The following is a 17,127-nucleotide window of genomic DNA, read 5'->3' on the forward strand; positions in this document are numbered from 1 at the left end:
AATGGTAGTAGGAGATTTCGCCATTGAACTAGATACAGTCGTAATCGGAGCTGGTCCTGGAGGATACGTTGCCGCAATTCGTGCCGCAGAAATGGGTCAAAAAGTTGCGATTATCGAACGTGAATACATCGGAGGCGTTTGTTTAAACGTTGGATGTATTCCTTCAAAAGCTTTAATTGCTGCTGGACATCATTACCAAGAAGCACAAGATTCTTCAACTTTTGGTGTAACAGCTAAAGGAGTCGAATTAGACTTTGCCAAAACACAAGACTGGAAAGATAACACAGTTGTTAAATCATTAACAGGCGGCGTTGGCATGTTATTGAAAAAACACAAAGTGGAAATTATTGAAGGCGAAGCATTCTTCGTTGACGAAAATACATTGCGTGTTATTCACCCAGACTCAGCACAAACTTACTCATTCAATAATGCTATTGTAGCAACAGGTTCTCGTCCAATTGAAATCCCAGGATTCAAATTTGGCGGACGCGTGTTAGATTCTACAGGCGGTTTAAACTTAAAAGAAGTTCCTAAAAAATTCGTTATTATCGGTGGCGGTGTCATCGGTGCTGAATTAGGTGGCGCTTATGCTAACTTAGGTTCAGAAGTAACAATTTTAGAAGGTAGCCCATCAATTTTACCAACTTATGAAAAAGATATGGTTAAAGTTGTCACAGACGACTTCAAGAAGAAAAACGTAACAATCGTGACTTCTGCAATGGCTAAAGAAGCTGTTGACAATGGCGATAGCGTCACTGTTAAATATGAAGTTAACGGAAAAGAAGAAAGTGTTGAAGCAGATTACGTAATGGTCACTGTTGGACGTCGTCCAAACACAGACGACTTAGGCTTAGAACAAGCGGGCGTTGAAATTGGCGAACGTGGTTTAATCCCAGTTGACAACCAAGGACGTACTAACGTGAAAAACATCTTCGCAATCGGCGACATCGTACCAGGTGCTGCGTTAGCGCATAAAGCAAGCTACGAAGCAAAAATTGCTGCTGAAGCAATTTCTGGTAAGAAAGTTGCAGTTGATTACAAAGCAATGCCAGCTGTTGCCTTTACTGATCCAGAATTGGCAAGCGTTGGTATGACTGTTGCAGAAGCAAAAGAAGCGGGAATCGAAGCAAAAGGCTACAAATTCCCATTTGCTGGTAACGGCCGTGCAATCTCTTTAGATAAAACTGAAGGATTCATGCGTTTAGTTACAACTGTAGAAGACAATGTCATCATCGGTGCACAAATTGCCGGTGTCGGTGCAAGTGACATGATTTCTGAATTAGCTTTAGCTATTGAATCTGGCATGAATGCAGAAGACATTGCTTTAACAATCCACCCACACCCATCATTGGGCGAAATCACTATGGATACAGCTGAATTGGCTTTAGGTTTACCAATTCATATTTAATAGTATCACTTTGTCGCACGACAGATATAATGCGCCTTTTGCACTTGTTGCATTAGCCACAGCAAGAGCAAAAGGTGTAAAAAAACAACGACTTCTAGGAGTCGTTGTTTTTTTATGCTCTGTTCTTTCTTTTACGGTATTTAAGGGGTGTTTCACCCGTTTCTTGTTTAAAGATCCGGACAAAATAGCTATCTTCAACAAACCCTAAATCTTCACTGATTTGGGCAATTGTTTTATCTGTCTCCAAAAGAAGCTGTTTAGCCCATGTGATTTTTAATTGTCGATAAAATTGACTAAAGGGAATACCAAACTCCTCTTTTAATAAACGACTTAAATACGTCGGTGTCAAATGAACAAGGTCTGCCAGTTCTTGTAAATTTAAACGCAGCGATTTGTTTTCCCAAAGGGCATCTAAAACCGGTTGTAATTGCTTATTTTTAGTTTGATAGGCACTTGAAGGAGTTAATTGAGCAGTTAATAAAGTTTGTTGAATATCTTTTTGGATCATATTCAATGGCTCCAGCTCTTCTTTTCGCGAACTAATCTGTAAGGATTGTTTGTACGTATTGATTAAATAATCTTTTTTGATGGCTTCAGAAATAATATATTGGCTTAGATCAGCGATTAATGTCGCGCTCTTTTCTAAGTCTGCTAGTTCTAAAACAGGGTATTGTTGATACAGCTCTTGGTGTGTTACTAAAAATTCTTGAATGAAGGCATCATTCATGGTTAAAACCTGTTCTAACTCTTCTTGGTGATCTTCGAGCAAAACTTCACCAGCCATAATGGCTCCTACATACTGGTCATCAACAATAATGGGGATGGCCATATCAACGATGTTAAAGTGACAACGGTAGATAAAAGGCTGACCAGTGCGAACAGCTTCCAAGCCACCACGAGCATCACATTTTTCACAAAGTTTCGAGAGCTCAGGGGAGTGACGTACCAGTTGGCAAAAGGGTTGAACTTGACTATGTTTCGTCACAGGTCGACCTTTATAATCGACTAAAATAATGGCTAAACGAGTGCTTAAGGCCAATGATTCTTGCAATTTTTCCCACTTTTCTAAATCTAAAATATTTTTTAATTCTACAGTCATAAGGCAATCCTTCAATCTAAAGTTTAAAAATCATAATATTTTATTATTTCACAAAATAATTCTATCATTTTTTGCAAGAAAACGATACCAAAAGTTCAATGCTTTTTTGATGAAAGCGTTTTATACTATGTATGTAAACAAAATATAGGAGGCTATCAACATGAGAAAAGCATTGATTTTACCAACGAAATATGTTCAAGGGGAAGATGAATTACTAAACTTAGGTTACTTCGTTTCAACTTTTGGAAAAAAAGCGTTACTAATTGCAAATCCTGCTGACGTTGATCGTGTACGTCCACAATTGGAAGAAACAGCGAAAAAGTTTGACATTACATTCGTAGAGGGTGGCTTTAGTGGAGAAGTAACGCGTGAAGAAACAAAGCGCTTGCAAAACGTTGGACAAAAAGAACAAGCAGACTGTATCATTGGTTTAGGTGGCGGTAAAGCAATCGATGCTTCAAAAGTCGTAGCAGAAGGTGAAAACTTAATTATTGTACCAACGATTGCGGCTCAAGATGCACCAACTTCGCATTCAGCTGTACTATATCATGAAGATGGCTCATTTGATGATTATGCTTACTTTAAACAAAGTCCAAGCGTCGTTATGGTTGATACAAAAGTGGTTGCCAAAGCGCCAACTAGATTTTTAGTTGCTGGAATGGGGGATGCCTTATCCACATATTTTGAAGCACGCGCAACACACAATTCATATTCTCGGGTTAATGCTAGTTTGCCAATGGGTTCAAGAGAAGGCTTAACGCCTGCTGCTAGCGGCACATATGCAGCTTTGGCCATGGCAAAACTTTGCTGGGAAAACCTCCAGGAAGATGGGTTAAAAGCGAAATTAGCTTGTGATGCAAATGTGGTTACTGAATCATTGAATAAGATTATCGAAACAAATATCTTACTTTCAGGCTTAGGTTTTGAAAGTGGCGGTTTAGCTGCAGCGCATGCGATTCATAACGGTATGACAGTCTTACCTGATGCGCACAGTTATTTACATGGTGAAAAAGTAGCCTTTGCAACGATTGCACAACTTGTATTAGAAGATGCAGCAAAAGACGAATTAGAAGCTGTTTTAGACTTTAGCGCTTCTGTAGGTTTACCATTAACGCTTTCAGACATTGGTGTCGATGAAATCACTTATGAAGAAGCGTTGGAAGTAGCCAAAATTGCTTGCATTCCAGAAGAATCAATTCATTCAATGCCATTCCCAATTGTCGTTGAAGAAGTAGCGAATGCAATCATTGTTGCAGATAAAGTCGGACAAGAATATAAAACAAGACATAAATTAGATTAAGGAAGTGTCCACATGAAAGCAGATATTTTACTCGTTTCACATAGCAAAATGATTACAGATGGTATTAAAGAGATGATTGAACAGATGAACGCCAGTGAAGAAATTACAATTCATTCACTTGGTGGTACATCAGATGGTTCATTAGGTTCAGATCCAATGAAAATCATTGACACGATTAACGAAGCGGACTCTGACCGAGAATTTTTAATTTTTGCCGATTTAGGCAGTGCCGTTTTAAGTTCAGAATTAGCTTTTGATATGCTAGAAGAAGACCAACAGAAACATTATCATTTAGTCGATGCACCATTGGTTGAAGGTGCCTTTGCGGCAGCAATTACTGCAGGTGTCTCAGATGATTTGACGCAAATTTTAGCAGAAGCTCAAAATGCTGGTAAGAAAGGGTGGAACTAAATGAAAAAAATTATTAATGAACCTGGTAAAATTGTCGAAGAAATGCTCCAAGGAATTGTGAAAAGCTATGGAAACCTTGTTCATCAAGTCGAAGATTCTCGCGTGATTGCTCGCAACGACTCAAACAAACAAGTTGGGTTAGTATCTGGTGGCGGAAGTGGTCATGAGCCTGCACATGCTGGGTTTGTTGGTGATGGAATGTTAAATGCCGCAGTTTTAGGTGATGTCTTTACTTCACCAACACCAGATCAAATTTTAACAGGGATCCAAGCGGCAGACCAAGGGGCCGGTGTTCTGTTAATCGTAAAAAATTATACAGGCGATATTTTGAACTTTGAAATGGCCAAAGATATGGCTGATATGGAAGACATTCATGTAGAAATGGTCGTTGTCGATGACGATATTGCTGTCGAAGATAGCACCTATACCGCTGGAAAACGAGGCGTTGCCGGGACTGTTCTTGTCCATAAAATTTTAGGACATCATGCCCGCCAAGGTGCTTCTTTAGAAGAGCTCGTTTCTTTAGGAGAAAAGATTGTATCAGCCACGAAAACAATTGGAGTGGCTTTAAAAGCAGCCACTGTGCCTGAAGTTGGCAAACCAGGTTTTACTTTACCAGAAGATGAAATTGAATTTGGCGTAGGGATTCACGGAGAACCAGGCTATCGTCGTGAAAAAATCCAACCATCGAAAGAGTTAGCGAAAGAATTAGTTGAAAAAACATTAAGTAGCTATGAACAACAACCACAAACAGTGGGGGTACTTGTCAATGGCATGGGCGGCACGCCATTAATGGAACAATTTGTATTTATGAACGACGTGCTAACATTATTAGAAGATAAAGGTGTTCAAGTGACCTTCCATAAAGTGGGTAACTATATGACGTCTATTGACATGCAAGGATTATCTTTAACGATGATTGACTTGGCGACAAAAGACTGGCAAACAGCGCTAGAAAGCAATGTAACAACAATTTCTTGGTAAGGGTGATAAAAGATGGAATTAACAGTACAAGACATTCAAACATGGTTAGACAATTATTCAAAAGTTATCGAAGAAAAAAAAGACTATCTAAGTGAATTAGACACGCCGATTGGTGATGGGGATCACGGTAACAACATGGCTCGTGGTATGGCTGAATACAAAATTGCGTTTGACAAAAAAGTACCAACAACAATCACGGAGACATTTAAAGTCCTATCCATGGCCTTGATTTCAAAAGTTGGCGGAGCTTCTGGTCCTTTATATGGTACTGCGTTTATGAATATGACTAAAGCGACAAAAGATTTGGAAACCATCAGTTCGCCAGAGCAATTAAAAGAAATTGTTCAGCAAGGTCTAGCTGGGATTCAGATGCGTGGCAAAGCTGAACCAGGAGATAAAACGATGGTTGATGTCTGGGCACCTGTTGCTGAAGTAATTGGAACGGAACAATTTAATGAAGAAAAAATTGAACAATTTGCTGAAGCAACAAAAGATTGGGTGGCGAAAAAAGGACGTGCCTCTTATTTAGGGGAACGAGCAATTGGTCATATTGATCCAGGAGCAGCATCTAGTGCATTATTATTTGAAGAACTAGTCAAAGTAATCAATCAATAACAGTGAGAAAAAAGTTTAGCAAGTGCCTCTCTTGAAGCGCTTGCTAAACTTTTTTATAAATAATGGTTTCTTTTGTTCATCTATGGGATAATTTAAGTAACAAAAAATAACAAAGATAGACCAATGGGGGATTTAAAGATGAAAAAGCATGTGATTGTGGGATGTTTATTAATCGTTAGCTCAATGTTTGTAAGTGCTTGTGGAAATTCGTCAGACGTGACCACGGAAAAAACCAGTGTCACAAAACAAGTCGAAGCTACGGGACAAAGCACATCCTCTTCTGTAGACCAAACCAAGTATGATGCCATTATTACAGAAGCTAAAAAGTTAACGGCAGAGGGGCAATATAAAGAATCAGAAGAAAAATTAGCTACGATCCCTGTTAGCGATTTAGGGAAACCACACTATTCGATCGTTAAAGAAACGGTTGAGAAACTAAATAATCAAAATAATGAAGGCTTAAAAAGACAAGAAGAAGTCGCGGTTGAAAAGCAAACGAAGTCGAGTCCGGCACCAACGGAATCACTTAAACCAATTCCAGATGAATTTGCTAAATGGGCAACCACGTATCTTTTTTATTATCCACGAGGAGATCAAAAGCAAGCGGGTTTAATCATTGAAGCGAATGGAGCGGTCACGCAGACGAATACGAATGGCGAAATTTACACAGGAAAAGCCGAAATAAGTGGAGCTTCGGGCGCTATTTTAAGTTATGATACGACTAGTTATCGCCCGACGACCCAACCAGCTACAAAATCGATTACTCCAAATGTTAAAATCACTGTTACTTGGAACAATGGCGGCGGTGTTGATGTTTATTATGGCTACGTTTCTTATTCACAACGTTTAGCTTTGACAGATGGTATCGCCGTGACAGACGGGGTCAAAGAAGTTTGGCTTTCATAAAAAGAGCTAGACATTCAAGTTTTTGCTTGAATGTCTAGCTCTTTTGTTGATTGAATCGGGGGATTTAAATACTTAGTTTCGATAAGAACGAACGGTATTATTAATAGCAGAAATACTATATTTTAATTCATCTTCTAACGTTTGATCAATGTCTGTGTCTAAAGTTTCTGCAAACATGGCTTCATATTCAGCGATAGAAAGTTCTGTCCGATTATCCAGCAGTGCTAAATGAGTTTCTTTTTGTAAATGATTTTGATAGCCAGCTACTAATTCACCAGTGAAAAATTCAGCGACAGCACCAGAACCATAACTGAATAACCCAATTTGATTGCCTGCGGTTAAAGTCGTTGCATTTTCTAAAAGGGAAATGAGTCCAAGATAAAGTGAACCCGTATACAAGTTTCCTACGCGACGACTATAGACGATGCTTTCTTCATAACGGGCTAAAATTCGTTCCTGTTCTGCTTCAGTTTGGTCGGAAATTTTTGCTAATAAGGCTTTTTTGCCCATTTTTGTGTAAGGAATATGGAACGCTAAAGCATCATAATCTGCAAAATTAAGACCGGTTCTTTTTTTATGTTCATCCCAGACTTGGGCAAAAGATTGGATGTAGGTTTCGTTTGACAAAGGACCATCGACCATAGGATACGGATGGCCTGTTGGACGCCAAAAGTCATAGATATCTTGCGTCAGCATCACATTATCCTCTTTTAAAGCCAAGATGCGCGGTTCACTAGAAACTAACATTGCAACCGCCCCAGCTCCTTGTGTAGGCTCACCGCCAGAATTTAAGCCATATTTTGCAATATCTGCTGCTACAACCAAAACTTTTTTATCTGGATGTAAGGCTACGTGATTCTTAGCTAACTGTAAGCCTGCTGTTGCTCCGTAACAAGCTTCCTTGATTTCGAAAGAGCGAGCGAAAGGTTGAATCCCCATTAAACGATGTAAGACAACTGCGGCCGCTTTTGACTCATCGATACTGGACTCAGTCCCGACAATCACCATATCAATGGCCTCTTTATCTTCTTTGGTCAAGATCGCTTCTGCGGCATTGGCTGCAAATGTCACAATATCTTGGCTGATTGGGTTCACCGCCATTTGGTCTTGCCCAATACCAATATGAAATTTTCCAGGGTCTACATTTCTGGCTTCAGCCAGTGCCGTCATATCAATATAATAAGGGGGCACAAAAAAACTAATTTTATCAATCCCAATTGTCATTTCTTTAACTCCTTTACGATAAATAGATTCATTATATAAAATAGCACGAAATGAACCAAAATGGGGAATTTTTGTATTAACTTCATAGATTATTAAAAAATATCTTATAAGTCTGTTAACATTCAGTAATTGGCACTTGTGATTCTGGGATTTTATGATATATTTCAAGATGGAGGTGCATTTAGTTGAAAACAGTAGTTATTATTGATGCATTACGAACACCAATTGGAAAATATAAAGGCAGCTTAAGTCAAGTAAGTGCCGTAGACTTAGGAACACATGTTACAACACAACTTTTAAAAAGAAATTCCACTATTTCTGAAGAAATTGATCAAGTAATCTTTGGAAATGTTTTACAAGCTGGAAATGGCCAAAATCCCGCACGACAAATAGCAATAAACAGCGGCTTGTCTCATGAAATTCCCGCCATGACGGTTAATGAGGTCTGCGGATCAGGCATGAAGGCCGTTATTTTGGCGAAACAATTGATTCAATTAGGAGAAGCGGAAGTTTTAATTGCTGGCGGGATTGAGAATATGTCCCAAGCACCTAAATTACAACGATTTAATTACGAAACAGAAAGCTACGATGCGCCTTTTTCTAGTATGATGTATGATGGGTTAACGGATGCCTTTAGTGGTCAGGCAATGGGCTTAACTGCTGAAAATGTGGCCGAAAAGTATCATGTAACTAGAGAAGAGCAAGATCAATTTTCTGTACATTCACAATTAAAAGCAGCTCAAGCACAAGCAGAAGGGATATTCGCTGACGAAATAGCCCCCTTAGAAGTATCAGGAACGCTTGTGGAGAAAGATGAAGGGATTCGCCCTAATTCGAGCGTTGAGAAGCTAGGAACGCTTAAAACAGTTTTTAAAGAAGACGGTACTGTAACAGCAGGGAATGCATCAACCATTAATGATGGGGCTTCTGCTTTGATTATTGCTTCACAAGAATATGCCGAAGCACACGGTCTTCCTTATTTAGCTATTATTCGAGACAGTGTGGAAGTCGGTATTGATCCAGCCTATATGGGAATTTCGCCGATTAAAGCCATTCAAAAACTGTTAGCGCGCAATCAACTTACTACGGAAGAAATTGATCTGTATGAAATCAACGAAGCATTTGCAGCAACTTCAATCGTGGTCCAAAGAGAACTGGCTTTACCAGAGGAAAAGGTCAACATTTATGGTGGCGGTATTTCATTAGGTCATGCGATTGGTGCCACAGGTGCTCGTTTATTAACGAGTTTAAGTTATCAATTAAATCAAAAAGAAAAGAAATATGGCGTGGCTTCTTTATGTATCGGCGGTGGCTTAGGACTCGCTATGCTACTAGAGAGACCTCAGCAAAAAAAAAACAGCCGATTTTATCAAATGAGTCCTGAGGAACGCCTGGCTTCTCTTCTTAATGAAGGTCAGATTTCTGCTGATACAAAAAAAGAATTTGAAAATATGGCTTTATCTTCGCAGATTGCCAATCATATGATTGAAAATCAAATCAGTGAAACAGAAGTGCCGATGGGCGTTGGCTTACATTTAACAGTGGATGAAACTGATTATTTGGTACCAATGGCGACAGAAGAGCCCTCAGTGATTGCGGCTTTGAGTAATGGTGCAAAAATAGCACAAGGATTTAAAACAGTGAGTCAACAACGCTTAATGCGTGGACAAATCGTTTTTTACGATGTTGCAGACCCCGAGTCGTTGATTGATAAACTACAAGTAAGAGAAGCGGAAATTTTTCAACAAGCAGAGTTAAGTTATCCATCTATCGTTAAACGCGGCGGCGGCTTAAGAGATTTGCAATATCGTGCTTTTGATGAATCGTTTGTATCTGTCGACTTTTTAGTAGATGTTAAGGATGCAATGGGGGCAAATATCGTTAACGCTATGTTGGAAGGTGTGGCCGAGTTGTTCCGTGAATGGTTTGCGGAGCAAAAGATTCTATTCAGTATTTTAAGCAATTACGCAACGGAGTCGGTTGTTACGATGAAAACGGCTATTCCAGTTTCACGTTTAAGTAAGGGGAGCAATGGCCGGGAAATTGCTGAAAAAATTGTTTTAGCTTCACGCTATGCTTCATTAGATCCTTATCGGGCAGTCACGCATAACAAAGGGATCATGAATGGCATTGAAGCTGTCGTTTTAGCTACAGGAAATGATACACGCGCTGTTAGCGCTTCTTGTCATGCTTTTGCGGTGAAGGAAGGTCGCTACCAAGGTTTGACTAGTTGGACGCTGGATGGCGAACAACTAATTGGTGAAATTTCAGTTCCGCTTGCTTTAGCCACGGTTGGCGGTGCCACAAAAGTCTTACCTAAATCTCAAGCAGCCGCTGATTTGTTAGCAGTGACGGATGCAAAAGAACTAAGTCGAGTAGTAGCGGCTGTTGGTTTGGCACAAAATTTAGCGGCGTTACGGGCCTTAGTCTCTGAAGGAATTCAAAAAGGACACATGGCTCTACAAGCACGTTCTTTAGCGATGACGGTCGGAGCTACTGGTAAAGAAGTTGAGGCAGTCGCTCAACAATTAAAACGTCAAAAAACGATGAACCAAGACCGAGCCTTGGCTATTTTAAATGATTTAAGAAAACAATAAAAAAACAGTTCAGCAGAAATTATTCTGCTGAACTATTTTTTTTCACATTAGGTAGACGTTTCAGGCCACGAATTGGTTTTACTTTTAAGACATCTAAGAAGAAAGTGAACACAGGGATTCCTACAATAAGTCCCCATACACCAAAGAGACGCTCACTAACTAATAAAATGACAAACGTATAAAAGATTGGTAACTCTGTTTTACTAGACATGAATTTAGGATTTAGCACGTAAGATTCAAATAAATGGACGATTGTAATTAAAGCTAAGATATAAATCACATCGTTCAAGCCACCTTGGGAATAAGCGATGAAACTTAGCGGAATGCAGGAAATAATCACACCAGCAACTGGGACTAAGCTCAAAATGAAGATCATAATGGCTAAACTAGGTAACTGAGTAAAGCCGATTATCGCCAAGGCCAAGGTAGTAATGACTGTATTCACCACAGCAATGAAAAACTGAGCTTCCATTACGACACCAAATGTGTTAACGAACTTGTTGGCGAAATAATAGATATCCTGAAAAAACCAATCAAAATCACTTTTTAAAAATAACTTAGAAAAATCAGCCATTTGCTTCTTCTCAATCATAAAGAAGAAACTTAAAATAAAGGACATGACAAATGATAAACCGACAGCACCAATATCTTGAATGTAGCGTAAAATCATTGAAGCACCATTCTGGAGTTGAGAGAGTAAGTTAGATTTTTCCAAGTATTGATCAATAAATTGCAATACTTGATTTGTATCTGTATGTGGACTTTGATAAAAATCAACTACAGAATTAATCATTTGAGTCGTTTGGTTAACTAGAACGGGAACATATTTAGTAATCGCTAAATAGATTAGAAAAACAACCAATGCATAGGTTAAGAGAACGATGACAATCGTCGGGATTTTCATATAGCGTTGAACAAAATGGACCAAACGAACAGCTAAATAGGTAAAGATAAATGTTAAAAGAATTGTTGTAATCATGCTTCTGGATAAATAAAGCACAAAAATAATCAAAGCAAGGACGCAAAAACGTCGCAAACGTTCATTTTGAATAAATTTTTGATACAAACTCATAGGGGAAACTCCTTCTTTACTGAATAATCAATCCTGTTAAGAATAACATAACCATACCGATGGCAGCTAGGCCACAAACAATAATATGGCGGCGTTTGTACATCACTACAATGGCGATGAACTCTCGAATAAACGCATTAGGTAAAAAATAAAAAGCGGTTTTTGCACCAATACCATCAGCTTTTAAGCCAGCCATTCGAGCGAAAAGACCCGCTCGGAAAAGGTGATAATTGTTTGTAGTAAAAATGGCTTGGAAATTAGCATTTCCAAAATCCTCAATCATTGTTTCTTTGGAAAAACGCATATTTTCTAGTGTGTTTTTTGAATGAGCTTCTACTAAAATATCATCATCAGGAATACCTTGTGTCAAAGCATACATTTTCATTGCGACACTTTCAGGAAGTAATTCATCGGGACCTTGGCCACCAGACATGACGATTTTTGGTGGATTTAACGTTGCGCGATTTTGAGCCTTGTAAAATTGAATGGCTTTGTTGATGCGGGCTTGCAATAACGGCGGCACAATCTCACCATTGATTAACCCCGAACCTAACACAACAATATAATCCTGTGTATATTTTGGCTGATTAAATTGATACAACGTAGAAACAGTTAAAAAATTATAAAAAACAAACGCGAAATAAGTCAAAATAAATGGCGCAATAGTTAAGGGTAAGGAGAGCCAAGTTGGTAACAACGATTGAAAAAAGAAATTATAAATTAATAGTAATGTTAAGCCAATTGCCAGCAACAACGTCAACAAGTTCCCTAAAGAACGACCTTCTTTTCTCATAACAACGACCGCATTCCAATAGAGGAAAATAATTAAGGCATAGAGTCCTAAAGCCAAAGCGATAAAAATCGCCAGCAGGGCAATAATTGCTAAGGTGATTAGAAAGTAGTTGTTTGTACGAATCGCAGTAATCCCTAAATAAGTCGCTAGAACCACAAGAAAAATATTAAATAATGTTCCATTCAGTAAACGCCTTTTTTCTTTGAAGTAGAAGAGCGCAAACAAGCCAAAAAAAGCAATGGGAATTAAAAAGAAGGCTGTGCCACGAATGATTTCTAAATATAAAACATATGAGAAGAACACAAAGACGGTCCAGCCAAACATCCACGGCAACCAATCGTGTTCTTTTTTCTTTTTCCGCCACGAGGGAATGAAAAAGAGACCCAATAAATAAACACCTAAAAAGGTTAAATCACCATAAAATTGCATAAATAAACTCCTTTAAAACATTTTTCCTCTTCAGTATAACGAAAACTCTTCAAAAAAAATAGAGGAAGCACTTAGTTTCAGAAAGTTTTCTTGTTCTTTTTTTTATAAAAAAAAACCTGACGATTAACGTCAGGTTTTTGAGTCAGTATTGTTTAATTAAGCTTTAGTAACGTTAGTTGCTTGAGGGCCACGTTGACCTTCTTCGATTTCGAAAGTTACTGCTTGACCTTCTTCTAAAGTTTTGAAGCCGTCACCTTGGATAGCTGAGAAATGTACGAATACATCGTTTCCGTTTTCTGCAGTGATGAAGCCAAAGCCTTTGTCTGAGTTAAACCATTTTACTGTACCTGTTTCCATAATAAATATCCTCCTAGATGTGTGTTATAACACATTCATATTTTGCAATTACTTGAAAGGTGAAAAATGTGGAAGATGTTTATTTGAAACAGCTACCCATATTACCGAACAAAAACTACATCTATTACTATAGCATACTAACTGGTTTTTGTATAGCGATAACCTTATTTTCTTTTTTATCGGATGTTTTTTAAAAACTAGAAAGTGAAGATAAGGCTGTTATAGTGCTGTTTCAATAAGACTCAGAAAAAAAGCCCATTGTAAGGCGCTTTCTTACAATGGGCTTTTTGCCTGTTTTTAATAACGGAGGATAGCCGCTAAAGACTTTTCATCTGGTGCAGCTTTTTGGTCTAAAACAAAAACTTGACCGCCGTTTTGAATGACTTGGTAAGCAATGGTGTTTAAAAGTTTGCGGCGATCGTACTCTTCAGATGACATTTCATTGTTTTCAGTAACAAAGAGTGACGTTGCAATAAAAAGATGGGAAATTTTGCCGTCAGCTGCCGCTGGCGAAATATCTGTAAATTGATCTAAGAATTTACGATCTAGTAATTTGTTATAAGAAGCTGTTTCTTTTTCTGTTAACTCTGCAGCTATTTTTTCACTAGCGCTGCGGATATCTTGAATGGTTGCTTGTGCAGGTGAAGCAGCAACTGAAATTGAGCAATCATAATAAGGGTTTTTAGCAATCTTTTTAAAGAGTGTTTGGTTTTCTGGTAAAGCATAAAGATAAAGCGGTAATTTTTCAGGATTATCCAGTTGATCTTTTAAGAAAGTATCGACTGCTTGATAGTAGTTCACCCAATCAATTTCAACTTCTTTATCTTTAGTATTGATGCTATGATAAGCGACACCTTCTTTAGAACCGTTAGAACTACCTTGAGTTGAAAAGTTTAAATTACCCCCCGTTAATTCATCACCTAATGCTGTGACCACGTCTGTTGGTGCATCTTTAGGCAATTCAACAGGAGTCACAGTCGTATGATCGACCTTGTAAAGTTTCATTGAATCGCGATTTAGAGCAAGTAGGTAATAATGGTAGTTAAATTGTTTGTCTTTGACTAGTCCAAGTAAATAAGGAATCGTGTCCACGTAATATTGATCGTCAACGGGCACATCTAATCGTTGAACAAAGGTGTTCTCTGGAGATAAGATGATTGAAACACTTGCTGTGCCGTTGCGCCAGAAGGAAGCATCAGCTAGAAGTGCGTCAATTTTTTCTTGGAAAACAGCCCATTTTTCCTCAGGAAATTTTTTTTCAAAGCGTGTTTTTGCCGCTTTTGCAAAATTTTTCAAAACAAGCGAATCTTTTTCTACGTTTTGATGAGCGACATGGGTGTTAAACAAGAAAGTAACAAACGGTCCATGAACTTCTTCAGAAAATAATGTTGATAAGCTATCTTTTTTTTGATTTGCCATAATAAAATCCCCCTTCTAAAAGTAAGTGTAGCACAGGAAATCGAATGTTTAAAACAATATGTTCAATAAAAGAAAACGCTTTAAAGAATCTAAATAAAGGACTGTTAATGGTGTTCTAATAAAAGTTTTATAAAAAATATAGCTGAAACTCATGATAAAAAAGGCACAAACCACTATACTTACGTTATGCCAATTATCCCGAATTGGTTTTTTCATACTTACTCCTACCAAGAGTAAATAACAACCTTCATTTCCACCACAGACGACGGTCGTGGTGGTTTTTTTGTTTAGGTTCTAGTTTTTGCTATTAATTGACTAGGAGAAGTGAACGCTCTTTAAGAATTTGTCATTTCAAATTTACGGAACCGCAAGAAACGATTTGCTTCTTCCTCTAACTGAGTAATTTCTTCTTCTGTTAACTCTTCCGTAGTAATGTGAATATGTAACTCTTTTTGTGTGCTTGTCATAGGTGCCTGATGATTGATCTCTGTTTGTTGGGTGCGGCCCATTAAATAGTCCAAGGAAACAGAAAAATAGTCTGCTATTTTTAAAAGATTCTCTACTTTAGGCGAAGAGGTATCCCAACGACGAATTTGTCCATTGGAAATGCCGACGTTTCTTTCTAATTGGGCGAGGGTTAATTGCTTTGACTGAGCTAGTTGTTTAATGCGAGAAATTAAGGTCATTTCAAGTCCTCCTTGTGTTTTCCGTTTGCTAATTTTAAATTAGCGTAAAAGCGAATGGTTGTCAATTGCGAGCGTGTAATAAGAAGGTGAACATCTCATGAGTGATTTTTTAGAAAATTTCCGATGAAAAAAAGAAGAAATAGAGTTATTATTAGTAAGTAAACTGTTTTGGAGCGAGAGGGGATGAATCAATGGAGAAAATTAAAAGTTACCAAGAGGATTCTGAAGTGCAGAAAAATCGTTGGTGGATCTTAGTTTCTGTGGCTATGTTTACCTTCATGTCTACATTAGATTCCAGCATTGTAAATATTGCTTTACCGACTATTTCAAAAGAAATGTCCGTACCCATGAATCAAGCGGAATGGGTCGTATCTATTTATTTAATGGTTGTCTGTGCTTGTTTATTATTATTTGGAAAAATTGGCGACAGTTTTGGAAAAATAAAAGTTTATCGAATTGGCACGGTTATTTTTACGATTGGTTCGTTACTTTGTGGCTTTAATCAATCGCTGAGCTTTCTATTATTTGCGCGAGTCGTTCAAAGTATTGGTGCTAGCATGACCATGGCGACCAATTCAGGAATTATTACGGAAGTATTCCCTTTAAATGAAAGAGGGCGGGCGCTTGGTGCAGTAGGTGCCTTTGTCTCTTTAGGCGCGATTGCTGGTCCTGGGATTGGTGGATTGATCTTATCAAACTTTTCTTGGTCGTATATTTTTTGGATTAATGTTCCTGTGGGGCTAGTTACAATTTTAATTGGCGAAAAGTTTCTACCAAAAGATATTACAAAAACAAAAGAAAAAATCGATTTTTCAGGATTTGCTTGTATTGCCATTGCGATTATGACGTTCTTCGGTGGGATTTTCCTCGGACAAGAGAGCGGGTTTGGCTCGTTACAATCCTATTTATTGTTCATTATTGCAGTAATCGCATTAGGATTATTTATAATGGTTGAACGAAAAAGAAAAAGCCCACTTATTAAGTTCGCAATTTTTAAAAACAAAATTTTTACATTAAGTTTATTGTCCGCCGTTTTAATTTTTGCCTCAAACTTTTTTGTAAATGTTGTCATTCCATTTTATTTGCAGGATGCACGCAAACTAAGTGCTAGTTATGCTGGTCTATTAATGATGGTATTTCCGTTATTAATGGTGGTTGGGGCTCCTCTGAGTGGCTATTTGACGGATAAAATTGGCCCAGCTATTTTAACGTTTGGCGGATTGTTGCTCTTGTGCTGTACGTCGTTAATGTATATGTTTTTAGATATGAACTCGCCCATCTGGTATTATGTGATTGCAACAGCCATTATGGGCTTGGGAAATGCACTTTTCCAGTCTCCAAACAATACAATGGTTATGAGCAGTGTTGAAAAGCAAGATTTAGGTGTAGCAGGAAGTATGAATTCTTTTGCTAGAAACTTAGGAATGGTCATTGGGATTGCGTTGTCAACGACCATTTTATATCGTGGCATGAGCGAAGCCTATGGTGAACGAGTAACCACGTATCTGGCTAATCGCCCAGATATATTTATTGTGGGAATGCGTGAAACCTTTTTTGTCGCCTTTCTATTATGTGTGGCGGCCTTTATATTAACGATTTTACGTTTTCGGAAAACAACCAAATAAGTAAAAAGAAGCAGACGAGAAAGATTCATGATTTTTCTCGTCTGTTTCTTTACTAGCTAAGAAAATAAGCAAATGCGATTGTATATTTCTAATTCTCTGTTACAATAAAGAAAGTAAACTGTACTAAACTGTACTACTTTTAAGAATGAATTTGACGATTAATTATCATAAGAGTGTGTAGAAAATACCGTAGGAGGAATAC

At 38.1% G+C, this 17,127-nt stretch carries 15 protein-coding genes; 8 read left to right on the forward strand and 7 right to left on the reverse strand.

The annotated features are described in order from the left end of the window. The first annotated feature begins 1 nt into the window (after window position 1). The gene (gene lpdA / locus IGL86_RS05500; RefSeq protein ID WP_002357765.1) at window positions 2-1,408 is read left to right on the forward strand and encodes a dihydrolipoyl dehydrogenase; all 1,407 of its coding nucleotides are present in this window, start codon (window positions 2-4) and stop codon (window positions 1,406-1,408) included. 112 nt (window positions 1,409-1,520) lie between these two features. Here lpdA and IGL86_RS05505 read toward each other — a convergent pair whose 3' ends face one another. After that, on the reverse strand, window positions 1,521-2,507 hold the full coding sequence (locus tag IGL86_RS05505) for a PocR ligand-binding domain-containing protein (protein ID WP_002382271.1): 987 nt from the start codon (window positions 2,505-2,507) through the stop codon (window positions 1,521-1,523). Window positions 2,508-2,667: 160 nt separating this feature from the next. On the opposite strand from IGL86_RS05505, the gene IGL86_RS05510 reads away from it, so the two are divergent. The 5 genes from IGL86_RS05510 (at window position 2,668) to IGL86_RS05530 (ending at window position 6,723) form a co-directional block, all read left to right on the forward strand. Further along, window positions 2,668-3,807: a glycerol dehydrogenase gene (locus tag IGL86_RS05510; RefSeq protein WP_033625683.1), complete on the forward strand. Its 1,140-nt coding sequence runs from the start codon at window positions 2,668-2,670 to the stop codon at window positions 3,805-3,807. A 12-nt stretch (window positions 3,808-3,819) separates the two neighbouring features. Continuing rightward, the gene (dhaM, locus tag IGL86_RS05515) at window positions 3,820-4,218 is read left to right on the forward strand and encodes a dihydroxyacetone kinase phosphoryl donor subunit DhaM (protein ID WP_002357762.1); all 399 of its coding nucleotides are present in this window, start codon (window positions 3,820-3,822) and stop codon (window positions 4,216-4,218) included. Next, window positions 4,219-5,202, forward strand: coding sequence for a dihydroxyacetone kinase subunit DhaK (gene dhaK, locus IGL86_RS05520; protein ID WP_002363860.1), 984 nt, complete (start codon window positions 4,219-4,221; stop codon window positions 5,200-5,202). Between the two features lie 12 nt (window positions 5,203-5,214). Beyond that, window positions 5,215-5,817 (forward strand): dihydroxyacetone kinase subunit DhaL, encoded by a 603-nt coding sequence (gene dhaL, locus IGL86_RS05525; RefSeq protein ID WP_002357759.1) that lies wholly within the window; start codon window positions 5,215-5,217, stop codon window positions 5,815-5,817. A 123-nt stretch (window positions 5,818-5,940) separates the two neighbouring features. Continuing rightward, a complete protein-coding gene (locus IGL86_RS05530) occupies window positions 5,941-6,723 on the forward strand; it encodes a hypothetical protein (RefSeq protein WP_033625682.1) in 783 nt (260 codons plus the stop codon). A gap of 72 nt (window positions 6,724-6,795) precedes the next feature. Here the strand turns inward: IGL86_RS05530 and IGL86_RS05535 are convergent, their stop codons facing one another. Then, window positions 6,796-7,947 carry a hydroxymethylglutaryl-CoA synthase gene (locus IGL86_RS05535; RefSeq protein ID WP_033625681.1) on the reverse strand — a complete coding sequence of 384 codons (1,152 nt, stop codon included), beginning with the start codon at window positions 7,945-7,947 and terminating at the stop codon, window positions 6,796-6,798. Between the two features lie 185 nt (window positions 7,948-8,132). Between IGL86_RS05535 and IGL86_RS05540 the strand changes: the two genes are divergently transcribed. Continuing rightward, entirely contained in the window at window positions 8,133-10,544 is a 2,412-nt protein-coding gene (locus IGL86_RS05540; protein ID WP_430605663.1) for a hydroxymethylglutaryl-CoA reductase, degradative, read from the forward strand. Window positions 10,545-10,563: 19 nt separating this feature from the next. Here the strand turns inward: IGL86_RS05540 and IGL86_RS05545 are convergent, their stop codons facing one another. From IGL86_RS05545 to IGL86_RS05565, 5 genes are all read right to left on the reverse strand, one after another. Continuing rightward, complete coding sequence (locus IGL86_RS05545) at window positions 10,564-11,616, reverse strand: AI-2E family transporter (protein ID WP_002357754.1); 1,053 nt, start codon at window positions 11,614-11,616, stop codon at window positions 10,564-10,566. Window positions 11,617-11,632: 16 nt separating this feature from the next. Continuing rightward, window positions 11,633-12,838 carry a YdcF family protein gene (locus tag IGL86_RS05550; RefSeq protein WP_010713445.1) on the reverse strand — a complete coding sequence of 402 codons (1,206 nt, stop codon included), beginning with the start codon at window positions 12,836-12,838 and terminating at the stop codon, window positions 11,633-11,635. A 156-nt stretch (window positions 12,839-12,994) separates the two neighbouring features. Beyond that, window positions 12,995-13,195, reverse strand: a complete 201-nt coding sequence (locus IGL86_RS05555; RefSeq protein ID WP_002357750.1) for a cold-shock protein — start codon at window positions 13,193-13,195, stop codon at window positions 12,995-12,997. Between the two features lie 297 nt (window positions 13,196-13,492). Then, window positions 13,493-14,614 (reverse strand): hypothetical protein, encoded by a 1,122-nt coding sequence (locus IGL86_RS05560; RefSeq protein ID WP_002357749.1) that lies wholly within the window; start codon window positions 14,612-14,614, stop codon window positions 13,493-13,495. 335 nt (window positions 14,615-14,949) lie between these two features. Continuing rightward, a complete protein-coding gene (locus IGL86_RS05565; protein WP_002357747.1) occupies window positions 14,950-15,300 on the reverse strand; it encodes a helix-turn-helix domain-containing protein in 351 nt (116 codons plus the stop codon). A 191-nt stretch (window positions 15,301-15,491) separates the two neighbouring features. On the opposite strand from IGL86_RS05565, the gene IGL86_RS05570 reads away from it, so the two are divergent. Further along, on the forward strand, window positions 15,492-16,925 hold the full coding sequence (locus tag IGL86_RS05570; RefSeq protein ID WP_002366610.1) for an MFS transporter: 1,434 nt from the start codon (window positions 15,492-15,494) through the stop codon (window positions 16,923-16,925). Window positions 16,926-17,127: the final 202 nt, after the last annotated feature.

This window comes from Enterococcus sp. DIV0774, from assembly GCF_050539095.1.
In the GTDB taxonomy this organism is placed as follows: Bacteria; Bacillota; Bacilli; order Lactobacillales; family Enterococcaceae; genus Enterococcus; species Enterococcus faecalis.

Bases quoted from the DNA above. Each gene is read 5' to 3' on its own strand.
- lpdA (WP_002357765.1), top strand. From the start codon at position 2: ATGGTAGTAGGAGATTTCGCCATTGAACTAGATACAGTCGTAATCGGA.
- IGL86_RS05505 (WP_002382271.1), bottom strand. From the start codon at position 2,507: ATGACTGTAGAATTAAAAAATATTTTAGATTTAGAAAAGTGGGAAAAA.
- IGL86_RS05510 (WP_033625683.1), top strand. From the start codon at position 2,668: ATGAGAAAAGCATTGATTTTACCAACGAAATATGTTCAAGGGGAAGAT.
- dhaM (WP_002357762.1), top strand. From the start codon at position 3,820: ATGAAAGCAGATATTTTACTCGTTTCACATAGCAAAATGATTACAGAT.
- dhaK (WP_002363860.1), top strand. From the start codon at position 4,219: ATGAAAAAAATTATTAATGAACCTGGTAAAATTGTCGAAGAAATGCTC.
- dhaL (WP_002357759.1), top strand. From the start codon at position 5,215: ATGGAATTAACAGTACAAGACATTCAAACATGGTTAGACAATTATTCA.
- IGL86_RS05530 (WP_033625682.1), top strand. From the start codon at position 5,941: ATGGGGGATTTAAAGATGAAAAAGCATGTGATTGTGGGATGTTTATTA.
- IGL86_RS05535 (WP_033625681.1), bottom strand. From the start codon at position 7,947: ATGACAATTGGGATTGATAAAATTAGTTTTTTTGTGCCCCCTTATTAT.
- IGL86_RS05545 (WP_002357754.1), bottom strand. From the start codon at position 11,616: ATGAGTTTGTATCAAAAATTTATTCAAAATGAACGTTTGCGACGTTTT.
- IGL86_RS05550 (WP_010713445.1), bottom strand. From the start codon at position 12,838: ATGCAATTTTATGGTGATTTAACCTTTTTAGGTGTTTATTTATTGGGT.
- IGL86_RS05555 (WP_002357750.1), bottom strand. From the start codon at position 13,195: ATGGAAACAGGTACAGTAAAATGGTTTAACTCAGACAAAGGCTTTGGC.
- IGL86_RS05560 (WP_002357749.1), bottom strand. From the start codon at position 14,614: ATGGCAAATCAAAAAAAAGATAGCTTATCAACATTATTTTCTGAAGAA.
- IGL86_RS05565 (WP_002357747.1), bottom strand. From the start codon at position 15,300: ATGACCTTAATTTCTCGCATTAAACAACTAGCTCAGTCAAAGCAATTA.
- IGL86_RS05570 (WP_002366610.1), top strand. From the start codon at position 15,492: ATGGAGAAAATTAAAAGTTACCAAGAGGATTCTGAAGTGCAGAAAAAT.